The organism is Bradyrhizobium sp. AZCC 1721 (assembly GCF_036924715.1).
Taxonomy (GTDB): domain Bacteria; phylum Pseudomonadota; class Alphaproteobacteria; order Rhizobiales; family Xanthobacteraceae; genus Bradyrhizobium.
In genome coordinates this window covers 5,421,119-5,440,008 of record NZ_JAZHSB010000001.1, presented here as the reverse complement: position 1 = coordinate 5,440,008, position 18,890 = coordinate 5,421,119, and the positions used below count along the sequence as shown (strand labels likewise).

Annotated in this window: 17 protein-coding genes; 11 read left to right on the top strand and 6 right to left on the bottom strand. The window is 61.9% G+C overall.

Annotation, left to right across the window (positions count from 1 at the left end; genetic code table 11):
• Positions 1-191: 191 nt before the first annotated feature.
• Positions 192-962: a TetR/AcrR family transcriptional regulator gene (locus V1273_RS26210; RefSeq protein WP_334381094.1), complete on the bottom strand. Its 771-nt coding sequence runs from the start codon at positions 960-962 to the stop codon at positions 192-194.
• Between the two features lie 210 nt (positions 963-1,172).
• Between V1273_RS26210 and V1273_RS26205 the strand changes: the two genes are divergently transcribed.
• The 10 genes from V1273_RS26205 (at position 1,173) to V1273_RS26160 (ending at position 10,710) form a co-directional block, all read left to right on the top strand.
• Entirely contained in the window at positions 1,173-2,843 is a 1,671-nt protein-coding gene (locus V1273_RS26205) for an AMP-binding protein (protein WP_334411369.1), read from the top strand.
• 9 nt (positions 2,844-2,852) lie between these two features.
• Positions 2,853-3,587 (top strand): nitroreductase, encoded by a 735-nt coding sequence (locus tag V1273_RS26200; protein WP_334411368.1) that lies wholly within the window; start codon positions 2,853-2,855, stop codon positions 3,585-3,587.
• A gap of 305 nt (positions 3,588-3,892) precedes the next feature.
• Positions 3,893-5,089, top strand: coding sequence for an ABC transporter substrate-binding protein (locus V1273_RS26195; protein ID WP_334381096.1), 1,197 nt, complete (start codon positions 3,893-3,895; stop codon positions 5,087-5,089).
• Between the two features lie 77 nt (positions 5,090-5,166).
• Entirely contained in the window at positions 5,167-6,060 is an 894-nt protein-coding gene (locus V1273_RS26190) for a branched-chain amino acid ABC transporter permease (RefSeq protein ID WP_334381097.1), read from the top strand.
• A gap of 11 nt (positions 6,061-6,071) precedes the next feature.
• Complete coding sequence (locus V1273_RS26185; protein WP_334381098.1) at positions 6,072-6,983, top strand: branched-chain amino acid ABC transporter permease; 912 nt, start codon at positions 6,072-6,074, stop codon at positions 6,981-6,983.
• Complete coding sequence (locus tag V1273_RS26180) at positions 6,976-7,716, top strand: ABC transporter ATP-binding protein (protein ID WP_334364128.1); 741 nt, start codon at positions 6,976-6,978, stop codon at positions 7,714-7,716. The genes V1273_RS26185 and V1273_RS26180 overlap by 8 nt, the downstream gene beginning before the upstream one ends.
• A gap of 9 nt (positions 7,717-7,725) precedes the next feature.
• Positions 7,726-8,445, top strand: coding sequence for an ABC transporter ATP-binding protein (locus V1273_RS26175; protein ID WP_334411366.1), 720 nt, complete (start codon positions 7,726-7,728; stop codon positions 8,443-8,445).
• Between the two features lie 19 nt (positions 8,446-8,464).
• Positions 8,465-9,355, top strand: coding sequence for a branched-chain amino acid ABC transporter permease (locus tag V1273_RS26170; RefSeq protein ID WP_334364126.1), 891 nt, complete (start codon positions 8,465-8,467; stop codon positions 9,353-9,355).
• A gap of 3 nt (positions 9,356-9,358) precedes the next feature.
• Positions 9,359-10,288: a branched-chain amino acid ABC transporter permease gene (locus V1273_RS26165; protein WP_334364125.1), complete on the top strand. Its 930-nt coding sequence runs from the start codon at positions 9,359-9,361 to the stop codon at positions 10,286-10,288.
• Positions 10,285-10,710, top strand: a complete 426-nt coding sequence (locus V1273_RS26160; protein ID WP_334364124.1) for a FixH family protein — start codon at positions 10,285-10,287, stop codon at positions 10,708-10,710. The genes V1273_RS26165 and V1273_RS26160 overlap by 4 nt, the downstream gene beginning before the upstream one ends.
• Positions 10,711-10,885: 175 nt before the next feature.
• Here the strand turns inward: V1273_RS26160 and V1273_RS26155 are convergent, their stop codons facing one another.
• From V1273_RS26155 to V1273_RS26135, 5 genes are all read right to left on the bottom strand, one after another.
• Entirely contained in the window at positions 10,886-11,788 is a 903-nt protein-coding gene (locus tag V1273_RS26155) for an ABC transporter permease (RefSeq protein ID WP_334364123.1), read from the bottom strand.
• Positions 11,789-11,810: 22 nt separating this feature from the next.
• The gene (locus V1273_RS26150) at positions 11,811-12,782 is read right to left on the bottom strand and encodes an ABC transporter permease (protein ID WP_334364122.1); all 972 of its coding nucleotides are present in this window, start codon (positions 12,780-12,782) and stop codon (positions 11,811-11,813) included.
• 83 nt (positions 12,783-12,865) lie between these two features.
• Positions 12,866-14,479 carry an ABC transporter substrate-binding protein gene (locus tag V1273_RS26145; protein WP_334411365.1) on the bottom strand — a complete coding sequence of 538 codons (1,614 nt, stop codon included), beginning with the start codon at positions 14,477-14,479 and terminating at the stop codon, positions 12,866-12,868.
• An 88-nt stretch (positions 14,480-14,567) separates the two neighbouring features.
• Positions 14,568-15,509: an ABC transporter ATP-binding protein gene (locus V1273_RS26140; protein ID WP_442894169.1), complete on the bottom strand. Its 942-nt coding sequence runs from the start codon at positions 15,507-15,509 to the stop codon at positions 14,568-14,570.
• 152 nt (positions 15,510-15,661) lie between these two features.
• Positions 15,662-16,663 (bottom strand): ABC transporter ATP-binding protein, encoded by a 1,002-nt coding sequence (locus V1273_RS26135; protein ID WP_334411364.1) that lies wholly within the window; start codon positions 16,661-16,663, stop codon positions 15,662-15,664.
• Between the two features lie 854 nt (positions 16,664-17,517).
• Between V1273_RS26135 and V1273_RS26130 the strand changes: the two genes are divergently transcribed.
• Positions 17,518-18,861, top strand: coding sequence for an extracellular solute-binding protein (locus tag V1273_RS26130; protein ID WP_334411363.1), 1,344 nt, complete (start codon positions 17,518-17,520; stop codon positions 18,859-18,861).
• Positions 18,862-18,890: the final 29 nt, after the last annotated feature.

The window sequence follows — 18,890 nt, the reverse complement described above, 5'->3', positions numbered from 1 at the left end:
CCGAGCTGTGGCGAAGCGTCGGCGCGCGCCGTCCGATCCGGTTCTTAGACGAGGGCGCCGAGCATATACCAAACCGCGTCCCCATTGCCGGCAAGGCGTCATTGTTGATCGCTGGCGGCGTCTTGGCAAGGCGGACCAGCTTGAGCAAGCCGTTGATGATGCCGATCCAGATGCTGCCGGCATCGCCCTGGCTACACTACCTCACGCAGAGGTGGCGTGAAGGTCTCGTTTCGTCCTGCCACGCCCCTCAAGCAGAAGCCCACTATGGCGACAGCGTGGTCGTGCCGCTCGCGATCGGTTGTGAGGTTGTCTGAGGCAAGTGGACCGACCAATCCTTCAAACAAGGAACCGACGATGCACGATGCTGCGGCATGAACGTCCTGCAAGGGAAAATCCTTGTCCCGGATGCCCTGCTCGATAACCGTTTCGAAGACTCTCGCGAGCTTCTTTCGATACTTGAGACGCGCCGCTTCGATCTCGGGCTCCACCGGCTCAGCCACCAGGGCATGGGCAAGTTTGCGACCCCGCAAGGCACGACTTGCAAACGTCCAGGCAGACAAGGCGAGCCGCTCGGCAGCGCTTCCATCGCCCATGGCCACGCCCGCCGCCGCGTCAACCTCGCGCTGGGAAACATAGCCCACCACCTCGATCATCAGCTCTGCTTTCGAGGAGAAGTAACGGTACAGCGTTCCAAGCGCGATACCGGCTGCTTCGGCCACCGCAGCCATTTGCGCGTCGCGGAAGCCAACGTCGGCCACTAGGTTGCGGGCAGCCCGAAGGATGGCAGCGCGCCTTTCGGGCGACGGCGCACGCAAACGAGCGCTGTCGGCCTGCTTGATTGGGCGAGTGCGAGCCATCACTTCTCCATCAGGCACACGATGATTACGCGCAGAATCATTGGCTTGTTCGAGCCCGAGTCGCAATTTCCCATTTCGAAGACCGAATTTGGCAATCCGCAGCAAGTGACGCATCTTGCCACTTGACATGGTAGAATTACAATTCTAGTTTTGATGAAAATATGAAATCAATAATGGTCGCCGTGTAACTAGAACATTAGGTGAAGGAAACGATAATTCTGGTAGAATGCAAATTCTCACCGTCCGTTACCCGACCCTAAGCCGCGGCAGTCGCCATCGAGATTGTGTGTAAGGGCGCGCTCAGGGGAGGCATCGTTGCCAACGACAACGCAAAGCCAGGATCTATTCGACCGCGTTCGCGAGCTCGTTTCGCGCTACAGCGACGAGCGCGCGAGCGCAGCCTACCTTCTTTGTGATCGCCACCCCCCGAGCGCTCTCGCCTATCGCGTGGTGGGCGCCGACTTGGACGCTGCGGACCTCACCTACGGCGACCTGCGCACCGCTTCTGAGCGTCTGGCCTCAGGATTGGCAGATCTCGGCGTATCTCCCGGCGATCGGGTGGCCACGTTGATGGGGAAGAGCATCGAGTATCTCGTAACGCTTATGGCGATCTGGCGCCTCGGAGCTGTTCACGTGCCGTTGTTTACGGCTTTTGCGCCTTCTGCCATTGCGCTGCGATTGGCGGGGAGTGCCGCGAAAGTCGTCGTGTGCGATGAGAACCAACAGGCCAAACTGGCGCCCAGCGCCGAAATTCCCGCTGATGCATCATGGCAGATCATTACCACGGCTCCAGAGCACCTCGTTCCGCCCGCTGCGCTCCGTTTCGCAGAACTCCTTGCCGCCAAGCCCCCCGGATGGCCAGCCGCCTCTCTCGGCGGCGATGCGCCGCTCATCCACATCTATACGTCGGGTACGACCGGTCGTCCTAAGGGCGTGGTGGTGCCGATCAAGGCGCTCGCCGGCTTTCAGGCTTACGCCGAGTTAGGGCTCGGCCTGCGCTCCGACGACTTTTTCTGGTGCGCCGCCGATCCAGGCTGGGCCTACGGCTTGTACTTCGGCGTGCTTGCCTCGTTCACGACGGGCATCCCGAGCCTCCTTCTGCAAGGCGGATTCGACGCTGAAGCTACATACGAAGTTCTGTCTCGCTACAAAGTAACGAACTTTGCTGCAGCTCCGACCGTCTATCGATCGTTGCGCGCCACCCCAGTCGCCGCGCCACGCACCCTGCAACTCCGCTGTGCTTCGAGCGCGGGAGAACCGCTTACGCCAGAGGTCAACGAGTGGGCTGTCGGTGCGTTGGGTGTGCCCGTTCATGACCATTACGGACAGACCGAGGCTGGCATGCTCATCAACAACCACCACCATCCCGCTTTGAAGAGACCGCTCAAGGACGGGTCAATGGGAATGCCCATGCCGGGTTGGGCAGTTCTCGTTTTGCAGCAGCATGAGGATGCTCCCGCTCCGGATGGAGAGCTTGGCAGGGTTGCCGTTGAAGTGCCGCGCAGCCCTCTGGCCTGGTTCACGGGATATCTGAACGATCCGGAAAAAAGCGCCGAAAAGTTTGCCGGGGCAGGGCGCTGGTATTTGACCGGCGACGTCGGCTGGAAGGATGAGGGCGGCTATTTTCACTTCTCGTCGCGGGACGATGACGTGATCATCATGGCCGGGTATCGGATTGGCCCCTTTGAGGTCGAATCCGTGTTGGCCACTCACCCTGTGGTACGCGAGTGCGCCGTGATTGCGGTGCCGGACGATATTCGCGGCGAGGTTCTCGAAGCATTCGTGGTTCTTCGCTCGGACGTGAAGCCCTCGACGGACATCGTTCAAGATCTTCAGCAGTGGGTGAAGGTCGGCTACGCGGCGCATGCCTATCCGCGAAACATCCACTTCGTCGAGTTGCTGCCAAAGACGCCGAGCGGCAAGGTGCAGCGCTTCGTGTTGAGGCAGAAGCAGCGTGACGAGCTTGCGGCAATGAAGCGGCGCTGATCCGAAGTAATGAAGAACGCCATGCACCTGAACACCGAGAGTATCAGTGCGATGCGGGATGCGGGTCAACGTCGACAGTTGACGGTGAGAGAGACTGTCACCGGACGTCGGTCTGTGCGCAACTTTCTCCCGACGCCGGTGCCCCTGGAGACGGTACGAACGATCCTGGCTGATGCGGCGCGCTCCCCGTCCGGTACCAACATCCAGCCCTGGAAAGTCTACGTTGCAATGGAGGCCGCTCGCGATCGGCTTTCCCGGAGCGTTCTCGCAGCAGTACATGTCGGTGCTCGTTCCGACGAGTATGCCTATATGCCGTCGCCGCTAAAGGAGCCCTATCTATCCCGCCGGCGGCGCATCGGGTTTGATCTCTATAGGCTGCATGGCTTGACGCGGGATGACCGGGAGGGCCGCAAACGCGTGATGCTGAGGAATTTCGAATTCTTCGGCGCCCCCGTCGGATTGTTCTTTGCCATGGACCGCTTTCTTCTCCTCGGCTCCTGGCTCGATTGTGGAATGTTCATGCAGAACGTCATGATCCTCGCGAGGGCGCACGGCCTCGAAACCTGTCCGCAGCAGTCGTGGTGCGAATACGGTTCGATCGTGCATGACGAACTTTCGATTCCGGGCGATCAGGTCATTCTCTCGGGCATGGCGCTTGGATTTGCCGATCCGCAAGCTCCGGAAAATTCGCTTGTAAGCGAACGTGCGGCACCGGACGAGTTCGCCACATTCCATTTCAGATGATGCGACAGCAATCTGTAATCTCGCGACGAAGTACGCGCAGCTTGGACAGCGCTTCAAGAACGGGAGCCACCGAACAGGCCGGCCCGTCGTGTTGGATGGCCGCCGGCTCGCCTGCCATTCGATTGCTGCGGCACGGCATAAGCCTGGGCTGGAAGACAAGGGACTTGCAAACGGGCGTGACATTCCTCAGGCTCACCAGTGTCCGCGGACGGTCAAGCACAGGGGGTGCGACGCGGGACCGACTTTGCAAATTCTCAACCACAAGGAGGCGGAAAACCGCCCGCTTTTCAGCAGGAGGAGGCACCATGAGAATTGTCAATGTTGCGGCGGCCGCGCTGCTTGCCGGCACGATGACCGGTCTTTCGGGCGGCGCTTTAGCGCAGGAGCGTACAGTCAAGATCACCGGCTTCGGCGCCAAATCCGGCGTCGTCCGCGTGTTCGGCGTCAACAGCGAGGCGGCCATGAAGGCGGCCGCCGAGGAGATCAACAAGGCGGGCGGCGTCACCCTGGGCGACGGCGCGAAAGCGAAGCTTTCGGTCGAATTCCTCGATGACCGCTGCAATGCCGAAGAGGGGATCTCCGTCATCCGCCGCATCGCTTCGTCGGATGCCTTTGTGGCAGTCGGACCGACCTGCTCGAACGTTGCCGAGTCGCTTTTCGGCATTCTGCAGAAGAAGGTAGGCGATACCTCCGACAGCGGGCTGCAATTTCCCGTGTTCGCCGACGTCGCTGCCAAGGGCGGCCTCGCTGCGATTTCCGAGTGGGCGTTTCGCAACGTCCCGAGCGAGCTCGAAATGTACAAATCGCTGTTCGCATGGCTGAAGCGGGAGCACCCCAATCTGAAGACGATCTATGGCGGCGTCGAAAAGGACTTTGCGCATTCGAATGCCACCTACGGCGTCATGAAGAAGCAGGCCGAGGAGAACGGCTTCCAGCTGCTCGGGACCGGCGAATGGCTGCTGAATGACACGAACTTCTCGACGCAGGTACGCGAAATGCGCCGTACCAATCCGGAGATCGTCGCCATTTCCGCCCACCCGTTCACAACTTGCGGGGTGCTGCGCGAGATGGACCGCCAAGGCGTGAAGCCGAAACTCCTGATCGGCCTGACCAGTTCCTCCAGTATCGAGACGCTGCAGGGTTGCGCCAAGCAGGCGGAGGGCATCATCATTCCGACCAGTTTTGCACCCGTCACCCCGGAGGCGAAAGCCGCGGCGGAGAATGTTTCCAAGCAAGGCGGCAGCATGGATCTGCACAGCGCGGCGGCCTACGAGATCATGTTCATCCTAAAGGACGTGATCGAAAGCCAGAAGATCATGGCGAAGCCCGATACCGTGCAGGCCGACCGTACCAAGATGCGTCAGGGGCTGGCCGCGTTGAAGGAAACAAAAGGGTTGCTCGGCAGCGTCGGACGCACCAACGACCGCGAAGCGATCAAGCCATACCTATACGTGCATGCGAAGGACGGGAGCTGGCAAGTCCTCCACAAGCCTTCGTCGTGATCGCTGTCAATGAGGCGGCGGGCCGACCGGCCCGCCGCCTCCTGTCAACCTTGACCCTGTAGTGTGGGGGCGCCGCAGTGGACCTGCTTGATCTGATCGATGCCGTGCAGTCCGTCGCCGACGGGTTGCTGTTCGGCTCCACCTACGCGCTGCTTGGAATTGGTTTCACGCTCATCTTCGGTGTGATGCACAAGATCAACCTTTCCTATGCCGCAGCGTCGATCGGCGCTGCCTACGGAAGCCTGTTGCTTCTCGGCGGCTTCACCGCCGCGCCGGCCATCATCGTCTTCATGGCCGCGGCGCTGTGCGGCGGGGTGATCGGCGCGCTCGTCTATTTCATCGGCTTCAAGTTCATCCCCGTGGCCAATCCGCTGGCCACCTTGATGTCGACTGTCGGCCTGTTGTTGCTGATTGACGAGATTATCGTGCACACGACCCAAGGCGTGCCGCTGGCCTATCCGGCGCTGTACTCGGACGTGGTCATCCGGCTCGGCCCGTTCATGCTGCGCGGCGACCTGATGTTCGTCTTCGTGCTTGGTTGCGCCTGCATGGTGCTGTTCCTGCTGCTGCTTTATCGGACCAGGCTGGGCATCGCCACGCGCGCCGTCTCGCAGCAGCCGATCGCCTCGCAGCTCTGCGGCATCAGCATCTTGCAAGTGAACGTCCTGACCTTCGTGGTCACCGGCATGCTGGGCGGCATTGCCGGCGCCATGAGCGGCGCGGCGATCGGCATGCTCTCGCCGCTGTTGGCTCAGCCGCTCACGGTCAAGGGCCTGATTGTCACCGTGATCGGCGGCCTCGGCAGCATACCTGGGGCGATCATCGCCGGTCTGATCGTGGGCGGGCTGGAGAGCCTGTTCCAGTTCCTGCGCGGTGTGACCGAACGGGACCTCTACATTATGATGCTTTTGTTCGCCTTCCTCGTGTTCCGGCCGGGAGGCATCTTCGCCAGGGCGCCCGGGCGCGACTGAGAGAGGCAGGCATGGATTTCTATCTCGGTCTTGCGCAGGTCATCGGCGTCCATACGCTGCTGGGGCTCTCGGCCTATTGCGTCCTGCTCACCGGCCAGGTGAGCCTGGCACAGGCGGCCTTCTTCGCCGTCGGCGCCTATGTTGCGGCGATCCTCACCGTCATCTTCAAGTGGCATCTGTTTGCCGCGCTCGGCGTTTCCGCCGTTGTCTCCGGCCTGACCGCCTGCGCCGTCGGCTTCCCGGCGCTGCGCGTGAAAGGATTGATGCTGGTGGTCGCCACGCTCGCCTTCGGCGAGGCCGTGCGTCTGTTCTTCTTTAATTTCACCTACCAGATCCAGGCGGGCGAGCTGAAGATCGGTCCGCACGGCGCCGAAGGTTTTCGCCAGATCCGCTACTTCCCGGAGCATGGCTGGTCCACCTTCGACGTCCTCATGTTTATCTGGCTGATGGTAGCGATCGTGATGGCATGCCTATGGTGGCTCGATCAATCGCGCGCCGGCGCCGTGATGCGCGCGGTCGGCGAAGACGAGGTAGCGGCGCACAGCTCCGGCATCAACGTCACGGCGGTGAAGGTATTAGCCATGACCATCGGCGGCGTCATCGCCGGAATCGGCGGCGGCATCTTCGCGCACTATACGACGCATATCGAGCATGTGCAGTTCGGCGTTATTCTCGCGACATTCGCCATCGCCTATCCGATCCTCGGCGGGCTTTCGAACGTGTTCGGCACGCTGCTTGCCGTCATCTTCATCCAGGGCTTCCTGATCGAGGGCCTGCGCTTTCTCGGCGATTGGCGCAATCTGCTGTTCGGCGCGCTGATCGTGCTGGCAATGAACCTGCGGCCGCGCGGCTTTCTCGACGCAGGCGGCGTCGCCTCCCTGAAACGGATGCTGTTCGCAGGGAAGGAGGGCTCCGGTGCTTGACCTTCAGGGCATCGCCAAATACTTCGGCGGCGTCCACGCGGTGGACGGAATCGATCTGACCGTGAAGCGCGGTGAGATCCTGGGCCTGATCGGACCGAACGGCTCCGGCAAGAGCACGATCGTCAACCTGGTCTCCGGCCTGCTTCCATTGACCTCGGGCCGGATTCTCTTCAACGGCGACGATATCTCGGACCTGCCGTCCCATGCGCGGGTGAGCCTTGGCATTGCACGAACCTTTCAGAATATCCGGCTATTCGGGCAACTGTCGGTCTGGCAGAACCTCTGGGTCGCGCAGAATTCCCGCCTGCAGCGCCAGGAAATGTTCTTCAAGCGCTGGTTCGGCGGCTCCGCAGGCGTGCAGGCGGAAATCGAGCGAACGCTCGAATTCTTCGACCTTGCGCACAAGCGCCACGAACTCGCCGCCAATCTTTCCTTTGGCGAGCAGCGGCGGCTGGAATTTGCCCGCGCCATTTCCGCCAGGCCCAGCCTGCTGCTGCTCGACGAGCCGGCGGCGGGCATGAATGCCGAGGAGGTGGATCAGCTCGATGCCCGCATCCGCAAGATGCGCGATGACGGGTTCACGGTCCTGTTGATCGAGCATCACGTCGAGCTGGTCATGTCGGTCGCCGACCGGATCGCCGTTCTGAACTTCGGCCGCAAGATCGCCGAGGGGACGCCGGCTGCCGTGCAAGACGATGCGGCCGTGCGCGAAGCCTATCTCGGCACGCGGTGAGGTGAAATCATGCTGAACGTGTCGGACCTGGTCACGACTTACGGTAAGATCGAAGCGCTCAAGGGCGTGTCGCTGCAGGCCGAGGGCGGGAAGATCACCTGCCTGCTCGGACCGAACGGCGCCGGCAAGACGACCTTGATGATGACCATCGCCGGAATTCTCAGGCCCCGCCGCGGCTCGATCAAGCTCGAAGGCACCGAACTGGTCGGTCTGTCGCCCGCGAAAATTGTCTCGCGCGGTGTCGCGCTGGTGCCGGAGAACCGGCTGGTCTTCCCGGAGATGTCGGTGCGCGAGAACCTGCTGGCGGGGGCATACCAGCGCAGGGACAAGAGCGAGATCGCCGCCGATATCGAACGCATGTACGTACGCTTTCCGAGACTGAAGGAGCGGAGGGAACAGGCTGCTGGCACGCTGTCCGGCGGCGAACAGCAGATGCTGGCGGTTGCTCGCGCATTGATGTCGCGCCCGCGTGTGCTGTTGATGGACGAGCCGTCGCTCGGCCTCGCGCCCCTTATCGTGGCGGAGATCTTCGACATTGTCGCCTCGCTCAATCGCGATGGCACCACCATTCTTCTGGTGGAGCAGAATGCGCACATGGCCCTGAAGGTGGCGCACCAGTTTTTCCTGATGGAGCAGGGCCGAGTCACCTTCCGGGGCACGCCCGGTCAGCTGGCGGAGGACGAGGTGATCCAGCGGGCTTATCTCGGTACCCGCCGCGCCGCCGGATGAGCCGGCAGGTCAGGAGCCGATGATCGATTTCATCCAGAATACGATCGACGGCGTGATGATCGGCTCGTCATACGGGCTGCTCGCGCTCGGCTTCACCGTTATCTTCGGCGTCATGCGGCGTCTCAACCTGTCCTACGGGCCCACCGTCATGATCGGCGCCTATTTCGGTACCGTGCTCTATCTGGACTTTGGCGCCGGGCTGCTCGTGGTCGCCGCCGGCGTTGTCGCCGGAGCGGTGATCTCCGGCATCTACGTGGAGCGGCTCTGCTTCGCACCGATGAAGGCCGGTGCCGGGATCGCCTCGATGGTGTCGAGTTTTGCGATCTGGATGCAACTGGAGCAGGCGGCGGTTCTGGTCCTGCCGCGTCACACCTACCCGTTTCCGCCGCTTGCGACCGGTCTCGCGCTCGAGATCGGTCCATTGCTCGTTCGCCCCGACCACCTGATCATGCTGGCGGGCGCGCTCCTGCTCGCCGCTGTCGTGCAGCTCGCGCTCTATCGCACGCGCTTCGGCCTTGGCCTGCGCGCGGTGATCGCCAACCCGATTGCGGCGAACCTTGTCGGCGTCGACGTCAAGCGCTCGGTCATGCTGGCGTTCGCCGCGGCATCAGCCATCGGCGGCGTGGCCGGCTTTCTGGTGCTGGCGGTGGATCAGCAGGTGACGCCGATGTTCGGCATGTGGGCAACTCTCAAGGGCCTGATCGCGATGATGATCGGCGGCCTCGGATCGATACCCGGCGCGCTGCTCGGCGGACTGCTGCTCGGCGTGGTCGAGGTGCACAGCCACTGGCTGTTCGGGCCGCAGGTGCGCGATTTGTTTGCCTATTTCGTGCTGTTCGCTTTCCTTGTGGCGCGTCCGGGCGGCCTGCTCGGCCGCACGGCCGACGTCGAGTTGTCGCACAGGGTGTGACCGATGGACGATTATCTGGTCAGCGTATTGTCCAACATCGGCGTCATCTCGTTCGTCGCGCTGTCGGCCTATCTGCTGCTGCTCACCGGCGAAATCTCCTTCGGCCAGCAGGCGTTCTTTGCGATCGGCGCGTATTCGGCCGGCGTGGCTACCGCGATGTGGGGATGGCCGCTTCCGCTGGGCATTGCCTGGGGCGCAGCGGCGGGCGCAGCTTGCGCCGTGTCGCTCGGGGTCCCGACGTTGCGGCTTCGTGGACTTCAGTTCTCGATCGCGACGCTTGCGTTCGCCGAGATGGTGCGAATCCTGTTCGAGCTGGTGCGTTATCAGATTGAGATCGACGGCGAACCGGTCGGGCCCAATGGCACCGAGGGCTTTCGCAATATCCGCTATATCTTCGATCACAACATCGAACCCTTCGATTTCATGATGCTGATCTATGCGGTGCTGGCGATCACGCTCGGAGGCTTCATGCTGCTCGAACGCTCGCGGCTTGGTGTCATCTTCCGCATGATCGGTGAGGATGCGACGCTTGCCTCGCTGCAGGGGATTGCGGTCGCCCGCTACAAGGTACTCGCAGCTGGCATGGCCGGCGCGCTCGCCGCGATCGGCGGCGGCCTCTATGCCCATCTGACCACCTATGTGGAGCCGCGAACCTTCGATGTCATGCTCGGGGTGCATTCCCTTGCCTATGGTCTGATCGGCGGGCTCGGCACTGCGCTCGGGCCGTTGCTCGGGGTCTTCATCGACGTCGGTCTCCTCGAATCGGTGCGACTGTTTGCGGGATACCGCATGATCATTTTCGGCGGTCTGGTTGCGTTGCTGCTGATCGTTCGTCCACGCGGCCTGCTTGATGAGCGACTGGTGCACGGAGTTGGCCGATTGTTCCGGAACACGTTATCCGGATCGACCCGAACCAGACGAGGACCGCGATGAGAACGATCGTTTGCATGCTTGCTGCCGTGGCGGCCCTGATGGCCGGTTATCCGCAAGCCGCGCACGGCCAGGTGCGCGCCAAGGCCGTCGTGACCTGCGTCTCGGCCGGGCAGGTGCTGGAGTACGACTGCACCATCAAGCTTGCGAACGCGCGCTCCGGCGAACCGCTCTCGGGGCTGACCGTATCCGTTGGAGCGGACATGCCCTCGATGCCCGGCATGCACAACGTGCGCCCCGTGAAAGCGACCGAGCAGGCGGAGAAGGGCGCTTATCAGGCCCGCCTCAAGCTCGAGATGCACGGCGACTGGGCAGTGCAGATCGATCTGCGCGGCGCCGTGCGCGACCGCGTGATCGCGATGTTGCGCTTCGAAGAGGCAGAAGTCACTGACGTCAAACCGTCCCCGGGCCGCCACAGGCATTGAGGGCGCTCTCGGCTGACGGCTTTTGAGCTGATTTCAGTCCACTAGACTAGCAAGTTAGGATCGACAGTCTGGCCCGCCGATGATTAAGCTGCATGGCGAAAGCAAAACAGCGCTCCCCGGTAGTGGGTTGGGCGCGTCGCCGCGCACTGCGCGGCTCAGAGACGTAACCCCTATTTTACTGCGATCGCAGCCTGGGATCGAGCTCGTCGCGCAGCGCATCACCGAAGAGGCTGAAGCCGAACACCGCAAGACTGATGGCGATGCCCGGGAAGATGGCTATCCAGGGGGCGCTCTCAGCGTATTCCTCGGCGCCGCCCTGAAGCATCAGGCCCCAGGCCGGCGTCGGCTCCTGCACGCCGAGACCGAGATAGGAAAGCGATGCTTCAAGCAGGATTGCCTGCCCCACGAAGGCGGTGATCATGATAAGAAACGGCGCCATGACATTCGGAACCATGTGCCGCAGAATGATGCGGCTGTGGCTAAATCCGTTGGCGCGAGCAGCGTCGATGTACGGGAGCTCGCGGATCGCCAGCGCACTCGAACGCACGACGCGGGCGCAGCGCGGAATGAACGGTATGGTGATCGCGATGATCACGTTCTGTGCACCCGTCCCGAAGATTGCGATCACGGCGAGCGCCATGATGATCAGCGGGAACGCCATGAAGATGTCGATGATGCGCTGCAAGATCAGATCGATCTTGCCGCCGAAATAGGCGCTCGCGACGCCGAGCACCAGGCCGAAGGTGGCGCCGACGAACGACGACGCAAATCCGACCAGCAGGGCCGTGCGCGCGCCGTAGACGATGCGCGAGAACACGTCGCGTCCGAACTGGTCCGTGCCGAGCCAGTTCTCGAGACTCGGCGGCTCATGCATGCGGTCGAAAGCGTTGGCGACCGGGTTGTAAGGGGCGATCAAGTCGGCAAGCGCCGCAACTACCACCATGACGACGATCACTGCGGCGCCGGCGGCACCGAGCGGATTGCGGCGTGCGAACCGGGCAATGGCCGCAAGCCTGCTCTGTGGCTTGAGCTCTTCCGTCAGCTCGATTCTTGTTCCGAGGTCGGTCGCGACAGTCATGCAAGATCTCTGGTTCCTGCCATCATTTGTACCGGATCCGCGGGTCGAGCCACGCGTAGATGATATCCACCACGAAGTTGGTGACGACGAAGATCGTCGCCACCAGCATGACCAGCGCCTGGGTCATGGCGTAATCTTGATTGGTCACGGAAGCGACGAATAGCTTGCCGAGACCGTTGAGGTTGAACACCTGCTCGGTGACCACCAGTCCGCCCATCAGGAACGCGAATTCAATGCCGATGATCGTGACCACCGGCAAAAGCGCGTTTCCAAGCGCATGCCGGCGGATGATGAGCTGATGCACGAGTCCCTTGGCGCGGGCCGTGCGGACGTAGTCCTCGCGCAGCACTTCGAGCAGCGCCGAGCGCGTCATGCGTGTCGCAACGGCGGAGTAGCGGTAGCCGGTGGCGAGCGCCGGGAAGATGGTCATGCTCAGGTTGTACAAGGGGTCGACCCAGATCGGCACATATTTGATCGGTGGCATCCAGGGAGCTCCGAACACCGACTTTGTGGTGATCAGCAAGCCGAGGATGATCAGGACGCCAAGCCAGAAGGAAGGCATCGCGATCCCGGCGATACTGAAGGCCCGAACCACGTAGTCGATCCAGGTGTTCTGCTTGACCGCGGAGATCGTGCCGAGCGGGATCGCGAGCAGGATGGCGGTGAGCGTGGCCATGATCGCGATCTGCAGCGAGAGCTCGAAGCGGAGTCGGACCTCCTCCACAATCGGGCGTCCGGTCCACATCGACTTGCCGAAGTCGAACCGGACGAAGTCCCAGATGAAGGTCAGGAACTGCACGGCATAGGAGCGATCAAGGCCGAGCTCGCTGCGGCAGAGATCGATCGCCTTGGGATCGACGTACCCGGCCCCACCTGTCATGCGCAGCATACAGACGTCGCCCGGTACCAGCCGTAGCAGGATGAACACGAGCAGCGCCGCGCCGAGCAGCGTCGGAATCATCAACAGGAGCCGCTTCAGGATGTACTGGTACATGATCCCTGTTGCACTCGTTTGCGGACTTCTCGATCACTGCCTGGGCAAGGCAGAAGACTGGGAAACCGCCGCCTACCGGACGGCTACTTGTCGAGCCATACGTTCGCGAGATCCTGATTGAGGTAGTGGCTCGGACTGACCTTCCAGCCCTTCACATAGGACCGGTGAGGGATGATCCGGTTCCACCAGAGCGTGACGAACGAGTGTGCCTGCTCATCGAGCACACGCTTCTCGAACTGCCGCATCAGCTTGCGCTGCTCGGTCTCGTCGGAGGTGCGGTTCATCGCCTCGAAGATCTTGTCGAGGTCGCGATCGATGTATGCGCCGTAGCTTTCGTTGCCGATGTCCTCCGACAGGAACTTGCCGACGTCGAGCAGCGGATTGATGACCGACTGGCAGTTGAAGTCGACCGTCACGTCGAACTCAGCCGACCTGAGGCGCGCGTAGAATGGGCCCGTCGGCTCCATCTTCTGCTCGACCGTCACGCCGATCTGCCGCCACTGGTCGATGAGCCAGGTGCCCACGATCGTGTAGGGCTGATCGACGGCGCGATTCCACAGCACGAACTTCAGGTCCGGGACACCGGCCTCCTGCAGCAGCCGCTTGGCCTCGGCACGCGACTTGTTGATGTCCCGCCAAAAGCCCGGGATCTGTTCGAGCTCCGCCTTCGTTGCCGCCAGCGGGTGACCGGGGAACACGACACCACCGACAGCCTTGACGATCGCGATGCGTGAAAGGCTCTGGGATCCGCCCCAGCGGTCGACCGCCAGCGTCAGCGCGCGGCGAACGCGGGCATCATCGAATGGCTTTTTCTTGTGATTGGGGGTGAACAGGAGCACGCAGTTCCAGTCACTCTCCTGCACCGTGATCTCGTTGCCGAGCGCCGCGATGAGGTCGTCACGGCTTTTCGGCGGGAAGCCGCGGAACTGGATTGCGGCCCGGTCGCCGCGGACCGCTTGCACCTGCACCGCCTGCTTGTTGGAGAAGATCGCCTCGAAGCCGTCGAGATAAGGCTGCCCGGGAACGTGGTAGCCCTTGTTGCGCTCGCCGCGCACGTAGGCGCCTGCCTCTCTTGCCACGAACTTGAATGGCCCCGATCCCATGACGTTGGTCTCGTACCAGCGAAGGTCCTTTTCGAGCTTTGCCTTCGAGTAGATGAAGTTATACGGCGTTGCGAGCGCCGGGATGAAGGCGCCCGATGGATACTTGAGCTTGAACACGACGGTGTGGTCGTCCGCCGCGCTGACGCTCTCGACCATGACGAAATAGGCGACGCGCGCGCTGGTCGTGCCCTCCGGCGGGAAGATGATCTTTCTGAACGACGCGACGATGTCGTGCGCCGTCAATAGCGTTCCATCGTGGAATTTCACGCCCTGCTTGATCTTGAACGTGTAGGTCTTGCCCTCGTCGGTCGGGGTCGGCATTTCCGTGCATAGGTCGCAGACGAAGTCCGTCGATGAGGACGGATTATCCGGGTTGACCTTGATGAGCAGACTGTAGAACGGCGCAAAGGGATGGATCAGCGCGAACGTCGTCTCGCGGTGGCCGTCCCAGCTCGGCGGCTCGTCCGGCACGACAAAGTTCAGAATCCCGCCCTGCTTCGGTGCAGCCTGGGCTGGAACCCCGGAGAAGCCGAGGGCAACTGCCGCGCCGACACCCACGATTGACACGGCTTTGAGATATTTTAAAGGGTTCATAGTCTTTCCTCCCTCTGGAACACATTCCTCCTGTTCTTCAAGGGCCGGGTCTTCTGCCCAGGCCGATCGCCCCTTCTTGCGAGGGCTTTCAGATCACGGAACAAGCTACCCAGTGGCCGGGCCGCAGTTCTCTGAACTCCGGGACGTTCTTCGCACAGCTATCGATAGCAAGCGGGCAGCGCGGATGAAACACGCATCCCTTCGGCGGATTCATCGAGCTCGGCACTTCGCCCTTTACGATTCGGCGGGCGCGCATCCGCTCCAGGTCAGGATCCAGCACCGGCACGGCCGCGAGAAGCGCCTGAGTATAGGGATGCAGAGGATTGCCGTACAACTCGTCGCAATCCGCCAGTTCGACGATCTTGCCGAGATACATGACGGCGATGCGATGACAGAGGTGGCGAACGATGCTGAGATCGTGCGCGATGAACAGATAGGTCAGTCCGAACTGGTCCCGCAGATCCTCCAGCAGATTGACGATCTGCGCCTGAATCGACACGTCCAAAGCCGAGATCGCCTCGTCGCAGACGATGAATTCCGGGCGAACCGAAAGGGCGCGTGCGATGCCGACGCGCTGGCGCTGGCCGCCGCTCATCTCGTGGGGGTAGCGGTCGGCAAACCTGGGATCCAGGCCGCACAGGCGGAGCAATTCCGTGACGCGCGCATCACGCGCCGCCTTGGTCGGTTCGGTCCGGTGCACCTTCATCGGCTCGGAAATGATCTCCCCGATCTTCATGCGCGGATTGAGGGAGCTGTAAGGATCCTGAAAGATGACCTGGATCTTCTGCCGCAAGGCCCGCATCGATCTCTGATCGAGGTCGACTAGATTCTTGCCGTCGAACAGGATCTCGCCTCCGGTCGGATGCTCGAGCCGCAGGATGCACCGGCCCGTGGTGGTCTTGCCGCAACCCGACTCGCCGACCAATCCGAGCGTCTCACCTTTGCGGATGGTGAAGCTGATGCCATCGACAGCCTTCACGTGCGCGATCTCTCTGGAGAAGAGAGCGCCCTCGGTCACCGGAAAGTGCATCTTCAGGTTGCGGATCGTGACCAGTTCCGGCGCCAGGTCGATGCGCCATTTGGATTGTCGCCCATGCTCCAGCGCAACGTCTTCCACGACGGTCGATACCTGTACCGCCGCCTGGACGCTCTGCCATACCGCGCCGGTTGACTCCATGGGGGTCATGACGGCCTCGTCAGCGATCCGGCTACTTTGGCTGCCTCCCAACATGCTGCGAGATGATCGCCGCCGTCGATCCGCTCGAACGGAGGCGACTCGCTTGGGCAGCGCGCCACGGCAAAGCTGCAGCGCGGGTGGAACGAGCAGCCGGCGCCGAGGCGCGAAAGGTCGGGCGGCTGTCCTTCCACCGGATCAAGCCGGGCCTGGCGCGGCCGATCCATGCGCGGCACCGAACGCAGCAGCGCCAGCGTGTAGGGATGATGGGGATGATGAAAGATGTCGCGTGCAGTCCCGCTCTCGATGATCCTGCCCGCGTACATGACATTGACCCTGTCAGCGTAGCGCGCGACGATACCGAGATTATGGGTGATGATGATCAGCGCCACGCCCAGACGCTGGGTCAGATCCTTCATCAGCTCGAGAATCTGTGCCTGAACCGTCACGTCGAGCGCAGTTGTCGGTTCGTCGGCGATGATGAGCTTGGGCTCGCAGCACAACGCCATGGCGATCATCACGCGTTGGCGCATACCGCCGCTGAAGTGGTGCGGGTACTGCCTCAGGCGACGCTCCGGATCCGATATCCCCACCATGCCCAACAACTCGATCGCGCGCGTGATCGCCTGATCGTGGGTCATGTTGAGGTGCTGCTCCATGGTCTCGGTGAGCTGCCGGCCGATCGTCAGGACCGGATTGAGTGAGGTCATCGGCTCCTGAAACACCATGGCAATTTCCTTGCCTCGGACCTCGCGGATTTCCTCGTCGCTCAGCTTGAGAAGGTCCCTGTTCTGGAAGCGAATACTGCCACCGATGATTCTGCCGGGAGGATCGGCGACAAGCCGCAGGATCGAGAGCGCGCTGACGGACTTGCCGCATCCGGATTCGCCCACGACGGCGATCGTCTCGCCCTGATCGACGTGGACGCTGATACCGTCGACGGCCTTGACCACACCTGCCGCAGAGAAGAAGTAGGTTTGCAAATTGTCTATCTCGAGAAGCCTGGACACCTCGCTCCTCTCGTCATCCGTCGATGCACAGATGGCCTTTCGGCCGTTTGACCTGACCGCTTTGAATTTGCAGCTTGATTCTTCGAATCTCTCGGCCGCAAGTCAAATCTAATCGTGTGGTCCCACGACAATTTAGACTAAGGTCTTGGCTGCATTAGCGCGGCTGGTGGACCACTGGTGCCGCGAGTTCGCGACCGGGCACTGTTTGCACTTGCGAACGATCGGCCCAATCGGGAGCACGTTCGCGACGGTACGGCGCAGGCATCCCGCCGGACAGAGAGCTACCCAGCCCCTTTCACGGCATCAGTCAGCGTTAGGTCAGGCTCCCTTACCTGGACGACATCAGGGAGTCGCGAGGAATCGATGTAGTGGCCTTGGCTGGTCCAGGTCCAGCGATGCTGCTCCACCGTGATCTGTCGCCGATAATGCGGACGGTGTGGACGTCGATCTCGATGCGGCCCAATGTAGGATTTCCAAAACGGGATCTCCCAGCGGGGAATGAATTCCCGAATGGCCCGGCCAAAACCGGCAACGCCATCTGGATCGACAGTGATCGTCGAGGCGGGGCGCGTGACACGGTGGAGGCAGCCTGGCGCGGCCCACATCAGAGACAATAGACGTGTCTTGAGACGTGTCTTGCGGCGCCGCAGCAGGTGCGTCTGCGGTCGGCTGTTGCTTGTCAGCAACCGGCGAAAGGAGCATCCTCAACACGTAATTAATTTGAGCAAGTCCGGAATTATCGGTTGGCACTGCCTGAAGGCCCGTCCCGTTCGAGGGACGCGCCGGAATGAAAATGACCCAAGCCAAGGGGTCTCGAGCGGCAGTCCGCTCACGTACCGATAGGGAGGACATCCATGGAACGCCAGAAGCCTCATCGTGGGCTATCGCGCCGCGATGCGATCAAGACGGCGACTGCCGCGGGCGTCGCCGCAACTATCGGCCCGTTCTTCCATGTCACGCCTGCACGGGCCGCCAAGACACTGAAAATCCTGCAATGGAGCCACTTCGTCCCCGGTTACGACCGGTGGTTCAACAACACCTACACCAAGGAATGGGGCAAGAAGAACGACACCGAGGTGATCGTCGACAACATTAATCTTGCTCTTCTCGAGTCGCGCGCCGCAGCAGAGGTATCCGCCCAGAAGGGCCACGACCTCTTCATGCTCCTCATGCCGCCTTCGGTGTTCGAGGATCAGGTTGTACCCATGAACGACGTCTATGCTGAATGCGAAAAGGCGAATGGCAAGGCGATCGAACTCGGCATCAAGAGCACATACAACCCAAAGACCAAGAGATACTTCGCCCTCTCCGACAGCTACGTGCCGGACCCGGTGAACTACCGCACCGATCTCTGGGGTGACATTGGCATGAAGCCGGACACCTGGGACGACATTCGTGTCGGCGGCAAGAAGATCAAGGAGAAGACCCGTATTCCGGTCGGCATCGGTCTCTCCGCCGAGATCGACACCGGCGTGGCCATGCGCGCGATCATGTATTCATTCGGCGCGCATGAGCAGGACGAGGCCGGCAACCTCACCATCAATTCCAAGAACACGCTGGAGGCCCTGCGCTTCGTTAAGGGACTCTTTGAGGACTGCATGACGCCAGAAGTTCTGGCTTGGGATGCCTCCTCCAACAACCGGCAGATGCTCGCCGGACGCTCCTCGCTGGTGCTCAACGCCATCTCGGTGACGCGCACCGGAGAGAATCAGAAGATGGCGATTCACGAGAAGATCGCCGTTGCCAAGGCCGCCAAGGGTCCTGTGCGCCGCATGGGCCTCGAGCATGTGATGGACTGCTACGTGATCTGGAAGTTCGCGGAGAATATCCCAGGCGCGCAGAAATTCCTGGTCGACTACATTGCCAACTTCAAGGAAGCCTTCCTGGCCAGCGAGTTCTACAACTTCCCGTGCTTCCCTCAGACCGTGCCAGATCTCAAGCAGCTCATCTCCAGCGACAAGAAGGCGGTGCCGCCGGACAAGTACGCGGTGCTCGAGGACGTGCTCGATTGGGCGACCAACATTGGCTATCCCGGCTACTCCACTGCGCCCATTTCCGACACGTACCAGACCTGGCTGCTCAACACCGCCTTCGCCGAGGCGGCGACCGGCGCGGAGACGCCCGAAGACGCCTTGAAGAAGCTCGATACCAAGATGAAAGCGATCTGGGCAAAGTGGAAAGAGCGCGGGATGATCTGATCGCGCGCGTATTGTGATCGGTGGGGCCC